Raw genomic sequence first — 22,063 nt, 5'->3', positions numbered from 1 at the left:
ACATACATCCTTCCTGCAGGCGCCTTCACAAGATACCTGCGCATACTGTCAAAGAACTTTGGAGTCGGCCTCAGCGCCTTCCTCCGTGTGCCCCGACGTTTCCGTCGTTGCGAGCCGCCCATTATAGACCGGCTTATCTGCTTCGTCAACACCTTTTTTCAAGGCCGTTTCACCGAAGTGAACCGTTGTTGCCGATGCCGCTTCGTCGTTTGCCTCAGAGGCTTTCGTCGTTGCGAGCCGCCTATTATGTCAGGCTTTTCGTTTCCGTCAACACCTTCTTTCGAAGCTTGTTGCCGTCGCTGCGGGTGGGAGTTCACCGGGGTGAAGACCGCGTCGCAGCGAGGGAGCGAATACTAAAGACTTCTGAAAATTCGTCAAGCGTTTTCGTCGATCTTTTTCATCAACGCGTCATCCATACGTGCTGCTCATCGACAAGCGCGGCAGCACGCGCGTTGCGCGTGCTGCCGCTGGCTTGCTAACAATGCATCTCTTGTCATCAGGAATGCATGCGATGTCGGCGGTAGGCAAACGTTCGTTGTGGCGCGATCTCTCCCTGCCTGCGGTGATGGCGGGCTTCATTACGGTACTGGTGGGCTTCGCCAGTTCGGCGGTGATCGTGTTCCAGGCCGCACGCGCGGTAGGCGCCGACCAGGCGCAGATCGCCTCGTGGATGTGGGCGTTGGGCCTTGGCATGGGCGTGACCTGTATTGGTCTGTCACTGCGCTATCGGATGCCGGTCGTCACTGCATGGTCCACGCCGGGTGCGGCCATGCTCGTGGTGGGTGCGGGCGCGGCCGGCTACAGCGATGCGATCGGTGCGTTTGTTCTGGCTGCCGTGCTCGGGATGCTTGCCGGCTTCTCGGGGATCTTCGCGAAGCTGATGAAGCGTGTGCCGATGGCGCTGGCCGCGGGCATGCTTGCTGGCGTCCTGCTGCGCTTCGGGCTGGATGTGTTCGTCTCGATGGGCACCCAGCTGGGCATGGCACTGGCGATGTTCGCCACCTGGCTGATCGGGCGACGGCTGTTCCCGCGCTATGCGGTGATCGCCACCCTGCTTGTCGGTGTCATGGTGGCGGCCGGTCAGGGCCTGCTTCATATGCAGGACGTACGGCTGGAACTGGCCACGCCGGTCTTCACCTGGCCGACGCTGTCGTGGTCGGCGGTGTTCGGCATCGCCCTGCCCCTGTTCGTGGTCACCATGGCCTCGCAGAACATCCCGGGCGTAGCGGCGATCCGTGCCTCCGGCTACGACACCCCGGTATCGCCGGTGATCGGCTGGATCGGGGTGGTCAACACGCTGCTCGCCCCGTTTGGCGCCTATGGGCTCAACCTGGCCGCGATCACCGCCGCGATCTGCATGGGCCGTGAGGCACACGAGGATCCGGCCCGCCGTTATGCCGCCGCGGTGGCCGCGGGCGCCTTCTATATCGTGGTGGGCCTGTTCGGGGCGACGGTGGCGGCCGTGTTCGCCGCCTTCCCCAAGGAACTGGTGGCCTGCGTGGCCGGCATCGCACTGTTCGGCACCATCGCCAACAGCCTGGCGACGGCCCTGCGTGAGGAGGCCGATCGCGAGGCGGCGCTGGTGACCTTCCTGGTGACCGCCTCGGGCCTGTCGCTGGCCGGGATCGGCTCGGCGTTCTGGGGCTTGGTCGCCGGCGGCATCTGTCTGCTGGCGCTGCGACCGTCGGCAGCGCGCGGCTGAGCCCGACTCAGGGGTCGAACAGGAAAGACAGCGCACCGAGCACGAGCATGCAGGTCAGCAGGCCCAAGCCCACCGCCCACCAGCGGGTACCGCCGCGACGGGCCAGCTCGGCGTGGAGGGCCTGCTCGTTGTCCGGATGGCGCATCCTGGCTTCGGCGATGATGCGGTTCGCATGCCACAGGTAAAGCTGGTTGCCCAGCGAACCGGCCGCGGCACCGGCGCCCAGGGTGATTGTGGTGGATGCGTTACTCGAGGCGCCGATGAATCCCTCGGCGATGGAGAGGCCGAACAGCACGACAATCCACCCGGTCGCGACCGCATACATGCGGCGATACAGCATCCAGAACGCACCGAACAGGAAGGCTGGCCAATTCCAGCTGTTGGCGTTGGAGGCTGCCTTGGCCAGTCGCCACTTGCGCTGGTACACCGGGAAGTTGCGGCCCACGAAGACTTCATAGGCCTGCAGGTTGCTGTCCAGCGCCGCCAGCGCCTGGCCGCTGCCCTTCTCCAGACTGGACGCAGGCGCAGTGTAAGGATCATGCGCCGATGCCTGCGGGGACAGCTCGGCCACACCGTGCAGGGGCTTCCATTGCGGCATGCCAGCGCACCAGACCAGGGTGTCGATATCGATCTGGCCCGCGTGGTGCAGACGTCGCAACTCCTGAGTGGACAGCGGGCCCTGCCGTTGCTGGCTGGCATCGGCGTAGTACCACGGGGTATCGGACATGACCCGTTCCTTGAGGGAGAGGCACCGGTTCGCCCGTCCGGCCGTCGGCTGCAGCGTTACAGGGGCAGCACGCGGAAGGTCTGGGTGAGCGTGTGACTGGCGCCGGCAGGCAGAGTGACCACATCCGGGCCGGCATTGGCCGCTTCCAGGCACACATAGTTGCGCCAGCCGGCCCCGACATCGACCATCTTGCTGGCGCCGGCCTCGCCCGGGTTCCAGGCGACCAGCGAGCGGCTGCCGGTGGTGGTGATCTCGATGCGGCGCTTCAGGCCCGGGTCCTTGAGCACGTAGCGGCCGCCGGCCTGCGTATAGATGCGGTCGCTGCGGCCGGGATCGCGCGGGTCGCGCAGGTTCCAGTCGCCCTGCTGCTGGCGCGGGGTGGCGTAGTTCTCGAACTTGTCCAGGTAGGACAGGCCATCCAGCCCCTCCACGCTGACCTGCATCGCATCGCTGACATGGAAGTAGTTGTGCAGGGCCTGGGTGAAGGCGACCGGTTCGCGGCCGGTGTTTTCGGTGATCAGGCGCTGTTCCAGGGTGCGGCCGATGCGCAGCTCCATGCGCAGGCGCAGGTCCAGGTTCTCCAGCACGGGCGGGGCCAGGGTCAGCACCATGGTGCCATCGGCCTCGCGACGGGCCTGCTGCAGGGTCCACGGCACGTTGCGGACGAAGCCATGCGAGGGCACGTCATTGCCCTGCCCCTGGCGGCCGAAGTAGGGCCAGCACACGGGGCTGCCGCCACGGATCGGGGTCGGCAGCGGCTGGGCGCTGGGCGAAAGCCACATCACGTCCTGCCCGCCCTTGGGCACATAGGACAGTAACTGGCCGCCGAACACGCTGATCGCGGCGGTGGCGAACGGGGTCTGGACCGTCCACGCGGGGAAGCCCTGGATGTCGGCCAGGCTGAGCCCGGGCACCTTGGGCAGGGCCGCGCGCGGCGCCGCCGGGGATTGGACGTACTGGGCGTGATTGGGCGGCAGGGTGAACACGGTAGATGCAGGCATGGTCGGTGTGGAAGAAGGAGGAGCACCGCGCAGGGCGGTGAGGATGCGCTGGCCGGCGCGGCCATCGGCGGGGGTCCAGCCCAGGCGCTGCTGCTCGGCCTGGATGGCGCGGCGGGTGGCGGTACCGATCATGCCGTCCGCGGTACCGATATCGTGGCCGCGGGCCAGCAGCAGGGTCTGCAGCTCGCGGCGTTCGGTGCGGCCGATGCCAGGATCATCGGTTGGCCAGGCGGCGGCGATGCCGGTTCCGCCACGCAGGCGATCGGCCAGTGTTGCGATCGCCAGCGCGTAACTCTCGGCGGCGTTGTAGGCGTAGATCGCATCGTAATTGCGGAACACCAGCCAGGCCGGGCCCTTGGTCCCGGTGGGCAGCAGCAGCGCGGCGTTGCTGTCGGCCGGGAGCCCCGCGGGCGCCAGAGCACCACCGGCCACCGGGACGATGCCCAGCGCGCGCCAGTCGGCCAGTGGCTTGCGCTGGGTACGCCCGGCCACGCTGGCGTTGAGGCCAGCCGGAATCTTCACTTCGATGCCCCATGGCTGCCCGGTCCGCCAGCCCGCCTTCTTGAGGTAGTTGGCGGTGGAGGCCAGCGCATCGGGAATCGAGGCGACCAGATCGCGGCGACCATCACCGTCGCCATCCACCGCGATACGTGCATAGGTGGAGGGCATGAACTGGGTGTGGCCGAAGGCGCCGGCCCACGAGCCGGTCAGGCCCTCGGCACGCAGGTCACCGGCATCGATCAGCTTGAGCAGGGCCAGCAGCTCGCCGCGGAAGAACGGCTGTCGGCGGCCCTGGCAGGACAGCGTGGCCAGCGACTGCAGCAACGGGCGCTTGCCGAACACGCGGCCGTAATCGCTCTCCACGCCCCAGACCGCGACGATCGTGGCCGGATCGACGCCGTACTCGGTCGATACCCGGGCCAACAGATCCCGGTGCTCGGCCAGGCGGGCACGCCCATCCGCCACGCGCTGGGTATCCACCAATGCGGCCAGGTAATCCCACAACGGCGTGGTGAACTCCGGCTGCGCGTCAAGCAGCGGCAAGACGCTGGGATCGGGGGTCAGCCCGGCGGTGAGCGTGTCGAAGCGCTCGGCCGTGATGCCCTGCTTGCCGGCCTGGGCCTTGAGGGTGACCAGGCACGTGGAGAAGGCATCCGGCGCGGCGACCGTGATCGACGGTACGCCGAGACACAGCCCGGCCAACAACAGGGGCGACCATCGCATTGGCGGGAATCCTTGCAGCCAGTGGACCTGCATCATAGCGGCAATGCCGCGCAGGTCAGACCGGTTGCAGCAGGCGCAGGCCGAAGGCCGGATCGGTCGCGTTCCAATGGGCGGTCACCTGCAGGCCGGCATCGGCGGCCATGCGGGCGAACACCGCATCGGTGTATTTATGGCTGTACTCCACGGTCATGGCTTCGCCTTCGGCGAACTCGAAGGCCTGGCCATCTACGTGCACGCGTTGCGCGCGTTGGCTGACCAGCTCGGTTTCGATGCGCAGCCGCGGCACGCTGTAGCGGGCACGATGGCGGAAGCCGTCCAGATCGAAATCGCTGCCGATGTCGCGGTTGAGCCGACGCAGCAGATTGAGGGTGAACTCGGCAGTGACCCCGGCGGCATCGTTGTACGCCGCTTCGATCAACGCCGCGTCCTTGTGCAGGTCGATGCCGATCAGGGCCATGCCATCCGGACCCATGGTCTGGCGCATCGCCTTCAGCAGTGCGATGGCGTCGTCATGGGCGAAGTTGCCGAGCGTCGAGCCGGGGAAGAACACCAGGTGGCGGGCGGGCTCGCGCTGCGGCGACGGCAACTGGACCGGGTGGGTGAAGTCGGCGCAGACCGGCAGCATTTCGATATCCGGCAGCGACGGTGCCAGCCGGGTGATGCTGTCCAGCAGAGCGGCGCGCGAGATTTCGATCGGGGTGTAGGCGACCGGGTCACGCAGCGCGTGCAGCAGCAACTCGGTCTTGCGGCCGCTGCCGCTGCCCAGTTCCACCACGTGCAGGCGCGGGCCGACCACCTTGGCGATGTCATGCGCGCAGTCCTGCAGCAGCTGCAGTTCGGTGCGGGTCGGGTAGTACTCCGGCTGCCGGGTGATCTGCTCGAACAGGGCCGAGCCGTGAGCATCGTAGAAATACTTGGACGGCAGCTGCCTCGGCGTGGACGAGAGCCCGCGCAGGATGTCGGCGGTGATCCGGTCACGATCGGGCTGCAGATCGGTCAGTGCATCCAGCGCATCACGGACCGAGCTCATGCGACGTCCCGGGCCAGGCGCAGGCCGGCGAACTGCCACCGGGCCGACGGGGCGAAGAAGTTGCGGTAGCTGGCGCGCAGGTGATCTGCCGGGGTCGCACAACTTCCGCCGCGCAACACCCACTGCCCACACATGAACTTGCCGTTGTACTCGCCCAGGTTGCCCGGGAAGGTACGGAAGCCGGGATAGGGCCCGTAGGCGCTGCTGGTCCATTCCCACACATCGCCGAACAACTGGACGATGTCCCCCTCTTCCTCCGCGCCGCCCGGGTGCAGCTGATCGGCATCGGCAAAGCGGCCACGCAGGGCGCGGCCCGCCGTCGCCGCTTCCCATTCGAACTCCGTGGGCAGGCGGGCGTCGCACCAACGCGCGTAGGCGTCGGCTTCGAAATAGCTCAGGTGGCAGACCGGTGCATGCGGATCGAGCGCGCGCCAGCCGCCCAGAGTGAACTCGCGCTCCAGCGCGTCATCCCAGTACAGCGGGTGCTGCCACTGCTGTTCCTGGCACAGCGTCCAGCCTTCGCTCATCCACCAGCGCGGCTCGCGATAGCCGCCGGCCTGCACGAACTGACGGTACTCCTCGTTGTTGACCGGGCGGTTGGCCAGCGCATGCGCCGGGACCAGCGCGCGGTGCACCGGCGATTCGTTGTCATACGCAAACGTCGACTGGGTGGGCCACACCGGTGCGCCGATCTCCACGATCCGTTCCGGGCTGCTGCGCCACTGCAGCGGCAGCGCACGCGCCGGGCTTGCCGGGAGATCGGTGCGGTACGCCGGTTGCAGTGGATTGGACCAGAACGCGTGCTTGATGTCGGTCAACAGCAATTCCTGGTGCTGCTGCTCATGGTGCAGGCCGAGCAGAAGCTGATGCTGGGCCTGCTCGCTCAGATTGCCGGCCTGCAGTGCGGCGAGCACACGCTGATCGATCTCCGCGCGGAAGTGCAGCACCTCGTCCAGCGTGGGGCGCGAGAGCAGGCCGCGCTGTGGGCGTGCATGGGCCGGGCCAATGCTCTGGTAGTAGCTGTTGAACAGGTAGTGCCAGTCCGCATCGATCGGGGCGTAGCCGGGGCGGGTCGCCAGCACGAAGCGCTCGAAGAACCACGTGGTATGGGCCAGGTGCCATTTCGCCGGGCTGGCGTCGGGCATGCTCTGGACCATGGCATCTTCGGCACTGAGCGGTGCAGCCAGCGCGAGCGTGCGTGCACGCACGGTGGCGTAGCGGACGGCCAGCGGCGATGGCGGGGCGGCAGTGTGCGGTAGTGCGGCAGCGACGGCGGTATTCATTGCGGTGAGGATCGACCAGGCGGGGTGAGTGCCACGTCATGGCACCGCATCGATTCGGTGACATGGCTCAAGTTGAATACGCGCAGGCCGCTACCGGGGAAGACCCATCGCCTGTGTAGTCCGGTTTGCACGCTGCAGCCACGGCGCGCCGGCCACCACGTGGACCCCCTCTTGCGGACGCATCTGCTACGCCAGCCCAGTCACTATCTGTTCGTGCTGCCTGCAGTACTGGTGGCGCTGGGATTGTGGGCCGCCACCCCCGCGGCGGAAGCCGGCAGTTCGGTGCATCGCCTGCTGCCGATGGTGCTGGCCTGCCTGGGTGTCGGCCTGGCGCTGATCTACAACCGCGTCCGGGCGCTGTGCCTGATGCTGGCCATCGCCTTGGCGTTCTGCCTGCTGCATGGTGTGGTCGGCACGTTCCTGCGCGATGGCGTTGTTTCGGCACAGACCCCGCTGATCTTCCATGCTGTGTCGTGGTGGCTGCCACTGCTGTTCCTGCTGCATGGGCTGTGGCCCGAACGCGGACGGCTGCGCCAGGACCTGTTGCTGCGCGGTGTGGTCAGCGGGACGGCCCTGGGCATCTTCCTGCTGTTGGCCACGCAGGTTCCCGACGGCATGCAGGCGCTGCTATCCGATCGCCACCTGGCCTGGCTGCCCAGCGACTGGAATGCGCTGGCCCAACTCCCGGCGCTGCTGTTTCTCATTACGACGGTGGCCTTGGCTGTCCAGGCCTGGCGACGCCCCCGCCCGCTGCACACCGCCCTGCTGATCGCCCTGCTCTGCCTGTGGTGGCTGCTGCCGCGGGTGTTCGTCTCGCCGGCGCTGCTGCCGGCGGTGAGCTGCATGGCGCTGCTGCTGATCGTCTCGGCGATGTTGCAGGAGGCATTCCACATGGCCTTCCGCGATGAGCTCACCGGCCTGCCCGGGCGTCGCGCGTTCAATGAATATCTGCAGCGCGTGGGCGCCACCTACACCATCGCGATGGTGGACGTGGATCATTTCAAGCGTTTCAACGATACCCACGGCCACGATGCCGGCGATGACGTGCTCAAGCTGGTGGCCGCGCGACTGGCCGAGGTAGGCGGGGGTGGCCGCGCGTTCCGCTATGGCGGTGAGGAATTCGCGCTGGTGTTCCTGGATCGCCCTGCCCCGGCCTGCGTGGCGGCCGTGGAAGAGGTCCGCGCGACGATCGAGGGGGTGCGGATGCATCTGCGCGACCGCGCCGCACGCAGCCGCGACGATGCGGTGGGGCAGCTGCAACGTGGGCGTGGTGGCAACGGCGCGGTGGTGCAGGTGACGGTGAGCATCGGTGTGGCCGACAGCCGGGTGGCGGACAGTCCACAGGCGGTGATCAAGGCCGCCGACCAGGCGCTGTATGCGGCCAAGGACGCCGGCCGCAACTGTGTGCGTGCACTTGGCCAGCAGGGCACCGTGCCGGTGCGCGCGACCGCACTGGCTCAGGGCAACGCGTCGAGATAGAACCAGCGGCCGTCTTCGCGGACGAAGCGGCTGTGTTCCAGCATTTTCACCGCACTGCCGCCGCCGACCTTGTAGCGCGCGGTGAAGCGCACCTGGGCGTGGTCGGGATCTGAGCGGGTGTGGGCGTGGATCGTCAGCCCGAGCCACCGGGTGCGCTGGCCGGGTGCTTCGGCCAGCGAGAGCTCGGCCGGGCGCGTGGACGGGTGCCAGCTGGCCAGCAGGTAGTCGGCCAGGTGCCGCACGTAGGCGCTGTAGCGCGAGCGCATCAGCGCTTCGGCATCCGGCGCGGGGGTGCCGGCATGGTAAAGGCCGCAGCAGGCGGCGTAGGCCAGCGGGCGGCCGCAGGGACAGGGATCGGAAGAGACGGTGGTCATGGGGGTATTGTCGCGCGATGACCGGGCGTATGCTTGCGCGCCCTGCGTTGCGATGCCCCGCCGTGCTTGAGATGGTTCCCCCTGAGCTGTTCTGGTTGGTGGCGATCGCCTTCATCGCCGGCCTGGTCGATGCCGCCGTCGGCGGCGGCGGGCTGGTGCAGCTGCCCGGGTTGTTCACCGTCCTGCCGCAGCACACGCCGGCGATGCTGTTCGGCACCAACAAATTCAGCTCGATGTTCGGCACGGCGGCCGCCGCGTTCCGCTATGCGCGCAATGTGCGCTTTCCGTGGCGGCCGGTATTGTTTGCGGCGGGCACGGCGTTTGTGTTCTCGTTTGCCGGGGCCACGGCGGTCAGCCTGCTGCCCAAGGACGCGGTACGCCCGCTGGTGCTGGTGCTGCTGGTGGCGATGCTCGGCTACACGCTGTGGAAGAAGGACTTCGGTGCCCTGCACCGCCCGCGCGAGATCGGCCGCAAGGAGCTGGTGACCGCATTGGCCATCGGTGCCGTGATCGGGTTCTACGACGGCTTCTTCGGGCCCGGCACCGGCAGCTTCCTGATCTTCCTGTTCGTGCGTTTCTTCGGGCTGGACTTCCTGCGTGCGTCGGCCGCCTCCAAGGTGGTGAACCTGGCGACCAACGTGGCGGCGATCTCGTTCTTCGTGCCGACCGGCAACATCCTGTGGCTGTTCGCGCTGCCGATGGCCGCGGCCAACATCATCGGCTCGGTGGTCGGTACGCGGATGGCGCTGCGCGGCGGCACGCCCTTCATCCGCAAGCTGTTCGTCGGCCTGGTGGTGGTGCTGATCGCCCGGATGGGCTGGGATACCTTCGCCGGTTAGCAGGACGGGCCAGCCCTGGGGCTGACCCGTTGGTTGCTCAGCGCTTGGGCTTGGCCGGCTTCTTGGCGGCGGCCTTGGGTACGGCCTTGGTGGCCGTCTTCTTTGCCGCTTTCTTCGCCGGTACCTTGGGCGCGGCCTTGTTCGCGCGGGATGCCGGCACGGCTGCCGGTGCCTGCACGACCTCGACCTCGGCCTCGACGTGGGCGTCTTCGTCGACCGAGGCAGCCATCGCCTCGGGGGCATCGATCACGTCCGGCGCGGCAATCACGGCCGGTGCCGGTACCGCCGTCGGCTCGCCGGTGCGGGCACGCTCGGGCAGCTTCAGGCGCTTGCCCTCGTCGTCGTACTCGATCAGCAACACGCCGGAGTCGTGGCGGCCACTGATCTCCACGAAGCAGGCACCGCCGATGAACGGTTCCAGCGTCATCACCGACTTCAGCGGGGTGGCCACGACCATCTGGAACCCGAAGTTGTCGAAGATGTTCATCGCCAGCGCGGTGAACTCGTTGTCGGCCTTGTCGAAGGCTTCGTCGAGCACCACCGCCGCGTAACTGGGCAGCTGGCCGTCGGCGCCACCGAGCTGGTAGCGCAGCGCGGCGGCCAGGCAGGTGGTGGCCAGCTTCTGGCGCTGGCCGCCGGACTTGCCCGCACCGCTGCGGTAGATCTCGACCTGCTGGCGGGTGGCGGCATCGAGTTCGACGCCGACGAATTCCACGTGCAGGCGCACGTCCAGCACCAGCTCGCGCCAGCGCTTGTCCTCGCCTTCCTGCGAGCCGAGCTTGGCGACCAGCTCACGCAGCACCGCGAACTGCGCTTCGGCCAGCTCGCGCTGGTCGGTCTGCTGTTGGGACAGCACGTCGCGCAGGCGCTGGTGGAAATCCAGCACTTCGGGCAGGCGGCGGTCGGTGAGTTCGATGGTCAGCAGGGTGCCGCGGTTGAACGGCACCTGTTCCAGCGAGGCATTGACCTCGTCCAAGCGCTGGGCAATCGACTTGCGCGCCTCGGCCGTGTGCCGCTGCAGGGCCAGCAGGTTGTTCTTGCTCTGGCTCTGCAGCAGATCGAAGAAGCGTGCCTCGTGCTGCGGCAGGCCATCGTTCTCCAGCCGTTGCAGGCGGGCCAGGAAATCTTCGGCGCTGGACAGGCTGACGGTGAAGTCGCCGCTGTCTTCCGGCCAGGCCTGGCAGTAGCGGCGGAAGCAGCCGAGCAGCAGGTTCTCCAGCCGGTTGTGTTCGGCCTGGGAACCGCCGAGCTGTTCGTTGAGGGTGTTGCTGATCTGCCGGAAGTGGGCTTCCAGGTTCTCCAGGCTGAGCACGCCGAGCGCCTTGAGGCGTTCGTCCAGGCCCTGCTGCTGGAGGGGGGTGACCACGCGCTTGGCCAGCGGCGCGCATTGCTCGTGCAGACGCTCGAGGCGTTCGTGTTCACGACTGAGCTGGCCGCGCTCCACGCGCACGTCTTCATAGGTGCGCTTGGCCTGGGCCACGTCGGCGCGGGTCTTCTCGATCTGTTCGCCCAGCTTGCGCAGGTCGGCGTTGCCTTCGCGCAGGTCGTGCAGGGCCTGGGCGATATCGTCCAGGCGCTGCAGCGGTGCGGCCACATCGATCTCGTCCCAGCCCAGCGTGCACAGTTGATGGCAGGCCAGTCGGGCCTTGCCGTCCTGTTCGCGCTGCGCGCGCAGGCCGGCCACATCGCTGTCGCAGGCGGCGATGCGCTGGGCCAGTTCGATCGCTTCGCGCTCGTACAGGTCCAGTTTGTCGCGGTTGTTGAAGCCGAGCAGCCAGCGGCGGCGGTCGCTGATGTTGTGGCGATCGTCCTTCTCGAAGCGTTCGCCCGGGTGCTTGACCTGGCCTTCCTTGGTGATGCCGCGGTCGGTATCGCGCAGGTGGCGTGCATCTACGCATTCGTAGTCGAAGCGCTTGCCCAGCTCGCGGCGCAGCCAGCCGGCATAGCCGTGCTCGCGCAGCACCAGCTTGTGCAGCAGCGAACGTGCGCCCGGCTCGCGGCCATGCAGTGCATCGTCGTTGCGGCGCACCCGGTAATACACCAGGCGGGTACCGAGGTGGGTCTGGTTGATCCACTCCGAGACCTGGGCGTGGTGGCGCTCATCGACCAGCAGCGATTGCGCGAAGCCGTGCAGCACGCGCTCGATGGCGCCCTGCCATGCGGCGTCTTCGTCGCGGACCTGCAGCAGTTCGCCCACGAACGGCAGCGCCGCCTCGGGAATGCCGGTATCGCTGCTCAGGCGTGCGCGCAGCTGCTGCATGGGTGCGGGGATGCTGGACGGGGTGCGCTTGAGCGCCTCCAGTTCCGAACGCACCTCGGCGAAGCGGCGTTCGTCGTCGCGTTTGCCGCCCATGCGCTCGGCAATGGCTTCGTCCAGTTCGGCCGCAGCGCGCTGGCCGTCGTCGAGGCGGGCCTGGGCGCGGGCGAGTTGCTCGGCGAAGCCGTGCGCGCTCTCGGCCAGGGTTTCACCCAGTTCGCGGCTGGCGTGGTTGGCCTGGCTGCGCTTGGCCAAGCGGCGGTCGCGCTCCTGGGCCACACGGCCCTGCTCGCGCTCCAGTTCCTCGATGCGCTCGCCGCCCTGCTGACGACGCTGCGCTTCCAGCTCGGCGAGGTGGCTTTCATGGTTGTCCAGCGCGCTGCGGCGCTGGCCTTCTTCCCCGGACAGACCGCGGTCGCGGGTATCCAGTTCCAGCAGACGCGCCTCAAGCAGGGCCAGGCGACGCTGCTCGCGCACGCCGTCGATGCCCAGCTTCATCTCATCCAGGTCTTCGCGCTGGCGGCGCAGCGCCTGCAGGTCGGCGTAGTGGCCGCGTGCGGGCAGCAGGGTTTCGACCTGGCGGCGCGCGGTGACCACGGCCTGATGGGCGCCATCGAGTTCGGCGAAATCATCGACCAACCGCTCGGCCGCATCGAAGGTGCGCGGTGCATCGAGCATGAAGTCGCGCAGGAACACGTTCAGATCGCCAAGGTTCTTCGCCGACTGCGTCTTGTGCAGCAGGCGCAGCGCCATCTCGTTCTCGATCCCGAGCACGTGGCGGAACCGTTCGGCATAGCTGGCGAAGCTGTCGAAGTGGTGCACATCGCCCAGGCGCTGCTTGAGCTTGCGCAGGTCCAGGTCGAAGCCGCCAAGGTCACGTGCGATGTCGAAACTGCGCTCGGCCACCATGTAGTGCTTGCGCACGTCGGCCGCGGCCGCGCCGTTGCCGGCGATCCAGAACAGGCGCACCAGGCTGACGATGCGGCCGTCATTGCTGCGGTATTCCAGCACCAGCGCGGTCCAGGTAGCGCCTTTACGCAGGTACTGGGTGGCGATCTCGCCGGTGCCGCTGTCCTGCTGGTCGGCCCAGGCGCCACGCACGTAGGAGACCAGGTTGCGGTCGCGGCCGCTGCGTTCGGCTTCGCGCGCGGCGGCGTTGAAGTCGACCAGGGCCGGCGGCACCAGCAGCGCGGACATCGCATCGAGCAGGGTCGACTTGCCCGAGCCGGAGCGGCCGACGAACAGGAAGCCGCGTTCGGCGATCGGCACTTCGGTCAGGCCGGAGAAGGTGCCCCAGTTGTGGACCTGCAGGCGGCGCATGCGGAACTGCTGCGCGCGCGGGTCGGGCTGGTCGCCGGGGAACAGAGCGGGTGCGGGAATGTGGACGGTCATGGCAGGGCTAGCAATCCAGGCAGGGCAGCGGCGCGCGGGCGCGCGCTCAGGCGTCGAGGTCGGCCGGCGCTTCGCGCAGGCGGCGGTACACCTGGGCCAGGGCGGCGACATCTTCGGCGGAGAACATCAGTTTCAGTGCCGGCGAGACTTCATGACGCGCATCGTCACCGCCGAGGCGGGTGAGGATGTGGTTGTCCTTCATCTTCTGCACGGCACTGGCGACACGGCGGTTGAAGCCGGCGCGGTCGGTGGACAGGTGGCGCTCGTACACGGCCAGTGCTTCGGCCAGTTCGGCATCCTCGACCACCGCGCGCACGCCGCGCGCATCGGCTTCGGCCAACTGCTGGCGCAGGTGCAGCAGCAGCACTGAGTCGATGAAGGTCAGCGGCGAGGTACGCAGCAGCACCGGTGCATCGATATCTTCGGTATCGGCCTGGCGGGTGAAGGCCACGCCACTCTCGCGGTCCAGCACCAGTTCCAGGAACAGGTCCGAGAGCGCCGAGCGGATCGCCGCTTCGCTGCGGATCAGCGCCGGCCACAGCTTGGCGTGGCGCAGCTGGTCGATGCTCGGGCCGATCAGCAGCTGGCACAGCGCGCGGCGGCCATCGAGCGGCAGCCGGCCGGTATCGCCCATGTAGAACACGTCGTTGTTGCGCCGCAGGACGGGCGTCACCACGACTGGTTCGTCGTCATGCACGTCGGCACCGCCGTCGATCGGGGTGTCGGTGGATTGTTCATGCCAGCTCATGGCGTTTCTCCTGGGTGAACCAGATCAGCGGAATGCGGGCGCGACGCCATTGGCCATCGCCGCCGCGCCATTGCGCGATCTCCTGTTGATCGGTGGCGACCTCGCCGTGGCGGGTGCCGAGAGAGAGGTAACCGATGATGCTGCCCAGCCCCTGTGGGGCCTCGCGGTGTTCAAGCACCTGCGCGATCGACAGCCGCGGCTGCTCGCCGAGCAGGTCGTGCAGATCGCGGCGCAGGTTGCGGAAGTCGATTTCAGAGGCGGCCACCAGATCGCCGACACTCTCCAGCGAGATCGCGGCGGTGTCGTTGCGCTGCACGCTGCCATCCACCTGCGCCTGGCGCGGATCGTGCAGCTTCCATTGCGAGAGCGAGCGCAGCCGGCTGGTGGTGAGCTGCAGGTCGCGGCCGATGCCGCGCTGCGCCGGGATGTGGTCGCGCAGGCCCAGCGCCTCGCCCTGGGCCTGCTTGAGCAGCTGGTTGAGGCGGCGCTGTTCCAGGTAGCCACGGCTCTGCACGAAGCCGCGCAGGCTGCGGGCAAAGTGCTGCAGCACGTCGTGGACCTGGCCACCGCGCTCAAGCATGGTGGTGGTGAAGCCACGCAGGAAGGTGCGCTCGTTGCGATCCAGCTTGCGGGCGAAGCCACGCGCGAGCACGGTCTCCAGCGCGGCATCGAGCTGGGCGCTCTGTTCGGCATCATTGAGCAGGCGCCAGAACGCCTCGAAGCTGCGCCCGGCGTCGCTGTCGCCGATCACGTCCACACCTTCGAACAGCTTGGACAGCACATCACCGCGCTCGCCTTCGTCATCGATGATGCGTTCGCGGAATTCACGGTTGAGGCGTTCGAAGTCATCGCGCACGCGGCGGAAATCTTCGGTCAGCTCGTCGGCGAGGCCGATGATCTGGCGGGTCCGTTCCAGCGCGCGCTTGCCGTCCAGCGAGGACACCTTGCCGCCGCTGACGCGGGCAATCTCGGCATCGATGCGGTCGCGCTCGTCGCGCAGCGCGGACAGGCGTGCATCCGGATTGGATTCGGTCAGCGCGGCCAGCTGCGAGAGCTGCTCGATCACCAACGCCAGGCGGCTTTCGGTGGCTGCAGCGCGCGCCTGCTCCAGGCTGTCGGCGAAGCGGATCGCCTGTGCGGCCTGGGTGGACAGTTCGTACTGTTCCTGGTCAGCGCCTTCGGGCAGGCGGCGTTCCAGCCAGCCCTGGGCCAGCCAATGCGCGATGTAGGCCTGCGCGGTGCGCGGCAGATCGCGCGACAGCTCATCGGCCTTCAGATCATCCAGCGCGCGCTGCAGGCGTTCGTGCAGCACCGCAGTGGACAGGGTGCGCTCGTCCTGCATCAGCAGGCTCTGCAGCAGGCCGATGATTTCCGGCGCGTGATCGGCCGCCAGCAGCTTCCACTGCGATTGTTCGCGCAGGTGGCGGTAACGGGTAATGCGCTCGCGATGTTTCATTCGAGACCGGGGACAGGAAGACGGGCCGCGCGGGTCGCGGCGGCCGGGAGGGAAACGGGACGCGCACGCACCCGCAGGGCCGGGCCGAAGCCCAGCGCCTGCCGGCCGCGCGCGACAGCGCGGGGAATCAGCGCTTGCCGCCCACTTCGATGAAACGCAGGAACTCGGCGCGGGTGCGCGCGTCCTCGCGGAAGCTGCCCAGCATCTTGGAGGTGACCATGCTGACGCCCCGCTTGTGGATGCCACGGGTGGTCATGCACTCATGCGCACCTTCCACCACCACGCCCACGCCGACCGGCTGCAGCACGTCCTGGATGCACTGGGCGATCTGCGCGGTCATCTTTTCCTGGACCTGGAAACGGCGTGCGTACGCCTCGACCACGCGGGCCAGCTTGCTGATGCCCACCACCTTGCCGGCCGGCAGATAGCCGACGTGCACGCGGCCGATGATCGGCGCCATGTGGTGTTCGCAGTGGCTTTCGTACTCGATGTCGCGCAGCACGATCAGTTCGTCGTAGCCGGCCACTTCCTCGAAGGTCCGCTCCATGTAGGCGCGCGGGTCGTCGCGGTAGCCGCTGAACCAGTCGCCATAGGCTTCGGCAACGCGGCGCGGGGTATCCAGCAGGCCTTCACGGGTCGGATCTTCACCGGCCCAGCGCAGCAGGGTGCGCACCGCCGATTCGGCCTCGGCCTGGGTGACGGGGTTGGCGTCGTTGTCTTGCTTGCTCATTACATACAGCACCCGAAGGGGGGCGAGCATCGTACCCGACAGACCCCTCGGGCGTCCTGCGCGGCGGCGCCCCGGCCTCGCCCGGGCAGGCGCTCATTGGGCCGCGGTTGTGCCACGGGTATTGATAGGAGACGAATTAGTAGTATCCTATCTATTCTGATGAACCGATCCCTCGACGAACGTACCCAGCTGCAGATGCAGCTCAGTTCCGGCCTGCTCTACGCAGGGCGGCAGTGGCAGCGCCTGGCCGACCAGGCCCTGGGCAGCTACGGCATTTCCGCTGCCTGCACCATGCCGCTGCTGATGATCGGGCGCGCCGGCGGGGGTATCCGCCAGGTAGCGCTGGCCCACCAGCTGGGCATGGAAGGCCCTTCGCTCGTACGCCTGCTGGACAAGCTGGCCGCCAGCGACCTGGTCCGCCGCGAATGCGATGCCAGCGACCGCCGCGCCAACCTGCTGTGGCTGACCGACAAGGGCGAGGCCCTGGTCAGCCAGCTGGAAACCCAGTTGATCGGCCTGCGCCAGGACGTGTTCGGCGAGTTGACCCTGGACGAACTACGCACCGTGCTGAAGCTGTGGCAGCTGCTGGCCGATGCGGCCGACCGCGTGACGTAAGCCGTTCCCCCGTTGTGCCGCCCGGTGTCGTCCCTCGACGCCGGGCGATCCCCTTTCCGCTCCCCTGCGAACCCTTTGCCTCGATGTACGGTGAATTCAGTCTCTATGGTGTGTTCGTCCCGACCCTGCTCGGGCTGATGCTGCTTGCCTACCTGCTCAAGAGCGGGTTGCGCGTGGTCCTGCAGCGCACCGGCGCCTACCGCCACATCTGGCACCCCGCCCTGTTCAACCTGGCCGTGTACGTGATCGTGCTCGGCGGGTTGTTTTCCCTGATGCGTTGGATGCAATCGTGAACAAGATCCTCAAGCAGACATTCCCGGTCGTATTGACCGCCGTGGCCGTACTGGCCGCCGTGCTGGTGCTGCGCCACCTGTGGGCCTATTACATGGATGAGCCGTGGACGCGCGATGCACACGTCAGCGCCGACGTGGTCCAGGTCGCGCCGGACGTGTCCGGGCTGGTGGAGGCGGTGAAGGTGGCCGACAACCAGCCGGTCAAGCGCGGTGAGGTGCTGTTCGTGGTTGATCGGGCACGCTATGAGATCGCGCTGGAACAGGCGCAGGCCGCCTTGGGCGAGCGCCGCGCAACGCTGGACCAGCTGCGCCGCGAGATCGCGCGCGACCGCAGCCTGCAGGATCTGGTCGCCGCCGAGGACGCCGAAGTGCGCCGCGCCAAGCTGCTCGCCGCGCAGGCCTCGATGGCCACCGCGCAGGCCGCCGTCGATCTGGCCAAGCTCAACCTGGCGCGTACCGAAGTGCGCAGCCCCAGCGATGGCCACGTCAACGACCGCACCGTACGCGCCGGCGACTACGTGACCGCCGGGCGGCCGGTGATGGCGGTGCTCGATACCGGCTCGTTCCGCGTGGACGGCTACTTCGAAGAGACCCGCCTGCAGGGCGTGCATGCTGGCCAGAAGGTCGACATCCGCCTGATGGGCGAAGCGCAGCCGCTGCAGGGCCACGTGCAGAGCATCGCCGCCGGCATCGAAGACCGGTATCGCAGTGAGGGCAGCAGCCTGCTGCCGAACGTGACCCCGGCCTTCGACTGGGTGCGGCTGGCGCAGCGCATCCCGGTGCGCATCCATATCGACCGCGTGCCGGCCGGCGTCAACCTGATCGCCGGGCGTACCGCCACCGTCACCATCCAGCCGGACACCGCCGCAGCCACGCCGGCGCAACCGGCACGGGCGGCGCTGTGAACCGCCCGGCGCTGCACCGCATCGCCGTGGGGTTGGCCCTGACCACGCTGGCCGCGTGCCGCACGGTCGGCCCGGACTACGCGGTGCCGGCCGGGTCCGCCTTCCAGCGGCCGGAGGCGAATGCCGCCTTCCTCGAGACCGGGAACGCGCAGGTCGCCGCGGGCGCCGCGCTGCCTGCACGCTGGTGGGAGCTGTACCAGGACGACACCCTCAACGCGCTGGTGCAGCAGGCCCTGCGCGACAACGTGGAGCTGAAGGTGGCCGATGCCAACCTGCGCCGCGCCGCCGCCGTGTACGAGCAGGCGCTGGATGCCGGTGGCTTCGAGTACGAGGCCGAGGCCGGCGTGAGCCGCGCGCAGTTGTCCGCCGAATCGTTCCTGCTTGAGCACGAACTGCCGCCGATCAACCTGGCCGACGGCAAATTCGCGGTGTCCTACCAGTTCGATCTGTTCGGCAAGCTCAAGCGCGCCTCCGAGGCCGCGCATGCCGACGAGCAGAGCGTGGCCGCAGCACTCGATCTGGCGCGCGTGTCGCTGGTGGCGCAGGTGGCCGGCAGCTACGTCGACATCTGCCACGCCAACCACGAACTGCATGTGGCCGAGCACTCGCTGCAGCTGCAGCAGCGCAGCCGCGAGGTCACCCAGCGCTTGATCACGGCCGGCCGCGGCACCCCGCCGGAGCTGGCCCGCGCCAATGCCCAGGTGGCGATGCTGCAGGCCGCGCTGCCGCCGCTGCGCGCGCACCGCCAGGCCTCCGAATACCAGCTTGCCGCCCTGCTCGGCCGCACCCCGGGGCAACTGCCCGACGGCGTGAGCGACTGCAGCCAGGCCCCGACCCTGGCGCAGGCATTGCCGATCGGCGATGGCCGCGCGCTGCTGCAGCGCCGCCCGGACATTCGCCAGGCCGAGCGCAAACTGGCCGCTGCCACCGCGCGGATCGGGGTGGCCACCGCCGAGCTCTACCCGGACATCCGCCTCGGTGCCTCGGTCGGTGCCGCCGGCCTGCTGGAAGATTTCGGCACGCCGCTGACCCAGCAGTGGTCGATCGGCCCGCTGATCTCCTGGACGCTGCCCTCCTCCGGCACGCATGCACGCATCCACGCCACTGAAGCCGGTGCCGATGCCGCGCTGGCCGAGTTCGATCACAGCGTGCTGCAGGCCCTGCGCGAAACCCAGACCGCGCTGAGCCGCTATGCCCAGGACCTGCAGCGCCTGCAGTTCCTGCAGCAGGCGCAGCAGCAGGCCGACCTGGCCGCCAGCCAGAACCGCCGCCTCTATCAGGGCGGGCGCACGCCCTACCTGGCCAGCCTGGATGCCGACCGCAGCCTGGCCAGCGCCGATGCAACCCTGGCCGAGGCCCAGGCGCAGGTCTCGCGCGACCAGATCCAGCTGTTCCTGGTGCTCGGCGGCGGCTGGAATGCCGACGCCGTCGCCACCGGCACGGCCGCGAGGTAAGCCATGCTGCTGCTGGACAGACAGGCCTGGTTGTTCTCGGTCAAGACCTTCCTGGCGGCGATAGCGGCGCTGTACATCGGCCTGGCCGGCAATCTCTCGCGGCCGTACTGGGCGATGGCCACGGTCTACATCGTGACCCAGCCGATGCTGGGCCCGACCCGCGCCAAAGGGGCCTATCGCATCCTCGGCACGTTGCTCGCCGGCGCGGCCACGCTGTGGATGGTGCCGCACCTGGTGGAGACCCCCTTGCTGCTCAGCGCGGCGATGTCGCTGTGGCTGTCGGGGTGTCTGTTCATCGCGCTGCTCAATCGTGGCCCGCGCGGCTACGCGTTCCTGCTGGCCGGATACACCACCGCCTTCATCGGCTTCCCGGCGGTGACCTCGCCGGACACCATCTTCGACACCGTGGTGGCGCGCAGCGAGGAGATCATCCTCGGCACGGTGGTGGCGGTGCTGTTCGCCTCGCTGTTCTTCCCGGCCTCGGTGCGGCCGATGCTGCGCTCGCGGATCGGCAGCTGGATGGGCGATGCGGCCGACTGGTGCCGGCAGATCCTGACGCGCGGCCACGCGCACGGCCCGCGCAACCGGCTGGCCGCCGATCTGGTCCAGTTCGACGCGCTGATCGAATTCATGCGTCGCGACGATCCGCGCCATGCCGGCGCGGCGGTCTCGATGGAGCGACTGCGCGAGCGCATGCTGCTGATGCTGCCGGTGCTCTCCTCGATCGCCGACCGGCTCGGGGCGTTGCGTGCGGGTGGCCGTGCGCTGCCGCCCGGGCTGGAGACGCTGATCGCCGATCTGGCGCAGTGGCTGGAGCAGCCCGGACGGTCCAGTGCCAGCGCCTACGCCACGCTGCGCGCGCGCATCGTTGCGCTCAAGCCGGCGGTGGATGGCGAGCTGGATCACCTGCTGCTGGTGACCCTGCTGTTGCGCCTGGAAGAATTGATGGACCTCTGGCAGGACTGCACCACCCTGCACGCCGCCATCGATGCCGGCACCGCGCCGGGCGCTACCGCGCACTACCGCGTGCGTACCCAGCGCGTGGATCACGTGCGCCATATGGACTACGGCATGGCGCTGTTCTCCGCCGCCAGTGCCGGCGTCGCCCTGATGACGTACTGCGTGCTGTGGATCGGGCTCGGCTGGGAGGGCGGCGGCAATGGCGCGATGATGGCCGCGGTGGCTGCCGCGTTCTTCGCCGCGCAGGATGATCCGGCGCCAAGCATGCTGTCCTTCCTGCTCTGGGCGATCGTGGCCAGCCTGGTGGCCGGCGTGTACCTGTTCGGGATCTTCCCGGCCGTGCACGACTTCGGCAGCCTGGTGCTGGTGCTGGCGGTGATCTTCCTGCCGTTGGGCCTGCTGCTGCATCGGCCCAAGACCGCATTGATCGGCCTGCCGCTTACGGTGAATCTGGTGGCGCTGCTGAACGTGCAGAACACCTACAGCGCCAACATCCAGAGCTTCATCAATTCGGCCGTGGCGATGTTCATTGGGATCGGCTTTGCGGTGGTGATGACGCGGCTGTTCCGCTCGGTGGGTGCCGAGTGGACCGCACGCCGGCTGGTACGCCAGGGCTGGAACACGCTGGCCGATGCGGCCGAGGGCCGTGGCCAGCAGGACCGCCAGCAGTTCGCCGCGCGCATGCTCGATCTGCTCGGCCTGCTCGCGCCGCGCCTGGCGGCGACGCCGGAAGGCAGCGATATCGCCTCGGTGGACATGCTCACCGAAGCGCGGATCGGCCTGAACATCCTGCAGCTGCGCCGCTCACGGCACGGCCTGCCCCCGGCCAGCGTGGCCGCGATCGACGCGATCCTGGACGACATCGCCCGCCATTACCGCGCCCAGGCCGCGCAGCGCCGGCCGGTGCCCGCCCCCACCGGGCTGCAGGCCCGGCTGGAGGCCTCGCTCAAGCGCGTGCAGACCGTGGCGGCCGGCAAGGCCCGCGATGAGGCGCTGATGGGTCTGATCGGGCTGCGCTATGCCCTGTTCCCCGAGGCGCCGGTGGTCGATACCCCTGCCGAGACCCCCGCAGCGGCACCCGGCCTGCCCACGTCGCGCTGAACCGGCCTGGCCGCAGACCGGCCGGCCCACGCCGATCAGGGCTATCCTGACGCATGCATTTGCGCATGGATCAAGGTGATTTCCAATGAGTTACGACCTGATGGTGTTCGACCCCGCCGTCGCCCCGCGCGAGGCCGAGGCCTTCCTGCAGTGGTATGACGCGCAGACCGAATGGAACGAGACGCACGACTACGACGACCCGAAGGTGTCGGTGCCGGCGCTGCAGGCGTTCTTCGCCGCGCTCGCCGAGCACTACCCGCCGATGGACGGCCCGCTGTCCGATGAGGAAGATGACCGCCCGGAAGTGACCGACTACAGCATCGGCCAGCACGTGGTCTATGCCTCGTTCGATGACGAGGTGGCCGAGAACGCGCACGGCCTGGTGCAGGTGCTGGCCAACACCCACCAGCTGGGCTTCTTCGATGTCAGCGGTGACGGCGCCATCGTGTTCCCCGATGGCACCGTGGTGATTCCGGAGTAAAACCGGACGCGG

At 68.4% G+C, this 22,063-nt stretch carries 16 protein-coding genes and 2 pseudogenes; 9 read left to right on the top strand and 9 right to left on the bottom strand.

From position 1 onward, the window contains the following. Positions 1-511: 511 nt before the first annotated feature. Positions 512-1,702 (top strand): benzoate/H(+) symporter BenE family transporter, encoded by a 1,191-nt coding sequence (locus ABE463_RS11010; protein ID WP_346468185.1) that lies wholly within the window; start codon positions 512-514, stop codon positions 1,700-1,702. 7 nt (positions 1,703-1,709) lie between these two features. Here the strand turns inward: ABE463_RS11010 and ABE463_RS11005 are convergent, their stop codons facing one another. From ABE463_RS11005 to egtB, 4 genes are read right to left on the bottom strand one after another with little or no spacing between them, the layout of a single operon-like run. Next, positions 1,710-2,429 carry a GYF domain-containing protein gene (locus ABE463_RS11005; RefSeq protein ID WP_346468184.1) on the bottom strand — a complete coding sequence of 240 codons (720 nt, stop codon included), beginning with the start codon at positions 2,427-2,429 and terminating at the stop codon, positions 1,710-1,712. A gap of 56 nt (positions 2,430-2,485) precedes the next feature. Beyond that, on the bottom strand, positions 2,486-4,654 hold the full coding sequence (locus ABE463_RS11000; RefSeq protein ID WP_346468183.1) for a lytic murein transglycosylase: 2,169 nt from the start codon (positions 4,652-4,654) through the stop codon (positions 2,486-2,488). 55 nt (positions 4,655-4,709) lie between these two features. Beyond that, complete coding sequence (egtD, locus tag ABE463_RS10995; RefSeq protein WP_346468182.1) at positions 4,710-5,684, bottom strand: L-histidine N(alpha)-methyltransferase; 975 nt, start codon at positions 5,682-5,684, stop codon at positions 4,710-4,712. Beyond that, positions 5,681-6,967: an ergothioneine biosynthesis protein EgtB gene (egtB, locus tag ABE463_RS10990; protein WP_259260770.1), complete on the bottom strand. Its 1,287-nt coding sequence runs from the start codon at positions 6,965-6,967 to the stop codon at positions 5,681-5,683. Before egtB ends, egtD begins: the two co-directional genes overlap by 4 nt. Before the next feature lie 171 nt (positions 6,968-7,138). Between egtB and ABE463_RS10985 the strand changes: the two genes are divergently transcribed. Beyond that, complete coding sequence (locus ABE463_RS10985; RefSeq protein ID WP_346468181.1) at positions 7,139-8,446, top strand: GGDEF domain-containing protein; 1,308 nt, start codon at positions 7,139-7,141, stop codon at positions 8,444-8,446. On the opposite strand, the gene ABE463_RS10980 is transcribed toward ABE463_RS10985, so the two are convergent. Continuing rightward, on the bottom strand, positions 8,425-8,820 hold the full coding sequence (locus tag ABE463_RS10980) for a YchJ family metal-binding protein (RefSeq protein ID WP_346468180.1): 396 nt from the start codon (positions 8,818-8,820) through the stop codon (positions 8,425-8,427). The genes ABE463_RS10985 and ABE463_RS10980 overlap by 22 nt on opposite strands. A gap of 62 nt (positions 8,821-8,882) precedes the next feature. Between ABE463_RS10980 and ABE463_RS10975 the strand changes: the two genes are divergently transcribed. Next, positions 8,883-9,659, top strand: a complete 777-nt coding sequence (locus ABE463_RS10975) for a TSUP family transporter (RefSeq protein WP_123730914.1) — start codon at positions 8,883-8,885, stop codon at positions 9,657-9,659. 40 nt (positions 9,660-9,699) lie between these two features. Here ABE463_RS10975 and ABE463_RS10970 read toward each other — a convergent pair. The 4 genes and pseudogenes from ABE463_RS10970 to folE all read right to left on the bottom strand — a co-directional run. After that, positions 9,700-13,308 (bottom strand): annotated as a pseudogene (locus ABE463_RS10970) (SbcC/MukB-like Walker B domain-containing protein); the annotation flags it as partial. Positions 13,309-13,354: 46 nt separating this feature from the next. Beyond that, positions 13,355-13,954: pseudogene (locus ABE463_RS10965) on the bottom strand (DUF4194 domain-containing protein); the annotation flags it as partial. Between the two features lie 88 nt (positions 13,955-14,042). After that, positions 14,043-15,512 (bottom strand): DUF3375 domain-containing protein, encoded by a 1,470-nt coding sequence (locus ABE463_RS10960; RefSeq protein WP_123730917.1) that lies wholly within the window; start codon positions 15,510-15,512, stop codon positions 14,043-14,045. 127 nt (positions 15,513-15,639) lie between these two features. Next, positions 15,640-16,242 (bottom strand): GTP cyclohydrolase I FolE, encoded by a 603-nt coding sequence (folE, locus tag ABE463_RS10955; RefSeq protein WP_019183982.1) that lies wholly within the window; start codon positions 16,240-16,242, stop codon positions 15,640-15,642. Positions 16,243-16,401: 159 nt separating this feature from the next. On the opposite strand from folE, the gene ABE463_RS10950 reads away from it, so the two are divergent. The 6 genes from ABE463_RS10950 (at position 16,402) to ABE463_RS10925 (ending at position 22,051) form a co-directional block, all read left to right on the top strand. Then, entirely contained in the window at positions 16,402-16,857 is a 456-nt protein-coding gene (locus ABE463_RS10950) for a MarR family transcriptional regulator (protein ID WP_259260761.1), read from the top strand. An 83-nt stretch (positions 16,858-16,940) separates the two neighbouring features. After that, complete coding sequence (locus tag ABE463_RS10945; protein ID WP_019183984.1) at positions 16,941-17,150, top strand: DUF1656 domain-containing protein; 210 nt, start codon at positions 16,941-16,943, stop codon at positions 17,148-17,150. Then, positions 17,147-18,055, top strand: coding sequence for an HlyD family secretion protein (locus tag ABE463_RS10940; RefSeq protein WP_346468179.1), 909 nt, complete (start codon positions 17,147-17,149; stop codon positions 18,053-18,055). The genes ABE463_RS10945 and ABE463_RS10940 overlap by 4 nt, the downstream gene beginning before the upstream one ends. After that, a complete protein-coding gene (locus tag ABE463_RS10935) occupies positions 18,052-19,509 on the top strand; it encodes an efflux transporter outer membrane subunit (RefSeq protein ID WP_346468178.1) in 1,458 nt (485 codons plus the stop codon). Before ABE463_RS10940 ends, ABE463_RS10935 begins: the two co-directional genes overlap by 4 nt. 3 nt (positions 19,510-19,512) lie before the next feature. Further along, positions 19,513-21,570: an FUSC family protein gene (locus tag ABE463_RS10930; RefSeq protein ID WP_346468177.1), complete on the top strand. Its 2,058-nt coding sequence runs from the start codon at positions 19,513-19,515 to the stop codon at positions 21,568-21,570. An 85-nt stretch (positions 21,571-21,655) separates the two neighbouring features. After that, entirely contained in the window at positions 21,656-22,051 is a 396-nt protein-coding gene (locus ABE463_RS10925; RefSeq protein WP_088435243.1) for a hypothetical protein, read from the top strand. The last annotated feature ends 12 nt before the right edge of the window (positions 22,052-22,063 follow it).

The sequence above is a fragment of the Stenotrophomonas sp. TWI819 genome, assembly GCF_039673075.1.
Lineage (GTDB): Bacteria > Pseudomonadota > Gammaproteobacteria > Xanthomonadales > Xanthomonadaceae > Stenotrophomonas > Stenotrophomonas rhizophila_B.
This window is presented reverse-complemented; position numbering and strand designations above follow the sequence as displayed.

Coding starts and splice junctions, on each gene's coding strand:
- ABE463_RS11005 (WP_346468184.1), bottom strand. CDS start 2,429: ATGTCCGATACCCCGTGGTACTACGCCGATGCCAGCCAGCAACGGCAG.
- ABE463_RS10960 (WP_123730917.1), bottom strand. CDS start 15,512: ATGAAACATCGCGAGCGCATTACCCGTTACCGCCACCTGCGCGAACAA.
- egtD (WP_346468182.1), bottom strand. CDS start 5,684: ATGAGCTCGGTCCGTGATGCGCTGGATGCACTGACCGATCTGCAGCCC.
- ABE463_RS10925 (WP_088435243.1), top strand. CDS start 21,656: ATGAGTTACGACCTGATGGTGTTCGACCCCGCCGTCGCCCCGCGCGAG.
- ABE463_RS10950 (WP_259260761.1), top strand. CDS start 16,402: ATGAACCGATCCCTCGACGAACGTACCCAGCTGCAGATGCAGCTCAGT.
- egtB (WP_259260770.1), bottom strand. CDS start 6,967: ATGAATACCGCCGTCGCTGCCGCACTACCGCACACTGCCGCCCCGCCA.
- ABE463_RS11010 (WP_346468185.1), top strand. CDS start 512: ATGTCGGCGGTAGGCAAACGTTCGTTGTGGCGCGATCTCTCCCTGCCT.
- ABE463_RS10980 (WP_346468180.1), bottom strand. CDS start 8,820: ATGACCACCGTCTCTTCCGATCCCTGTCCCTGCGGCCGCCCGCTGGCC.
- ABE463_RS10945 (WP_019183984.1), top strand. CDS start 16,941: ATGTACGGTGAATTCAGTCTCTATGGTGTGTTCGTCCCGACCCTGCTC.
- ABE463_RS11000 (WP_346468183.1), bottom strand. CDS start 4,654: ATGCGATGGTCGCCCCTGTTGTTGGCCGGGCTGTGTCTCGGCGTACCG.
- ABE463_RS10930 (WP_346468177.1), top strand. CDS start 19,513: ATGCTGCTGCTGGACAGACAGGCCTGGTTGTTCTCGGTCAAGACCTTC.
- folE (WP_019183982.1), bottom strand. CDS start 16,242: ATGAGCAAGCAAGACAACGACGCCAACCCCGTCACCCAGGCCGAGGCC.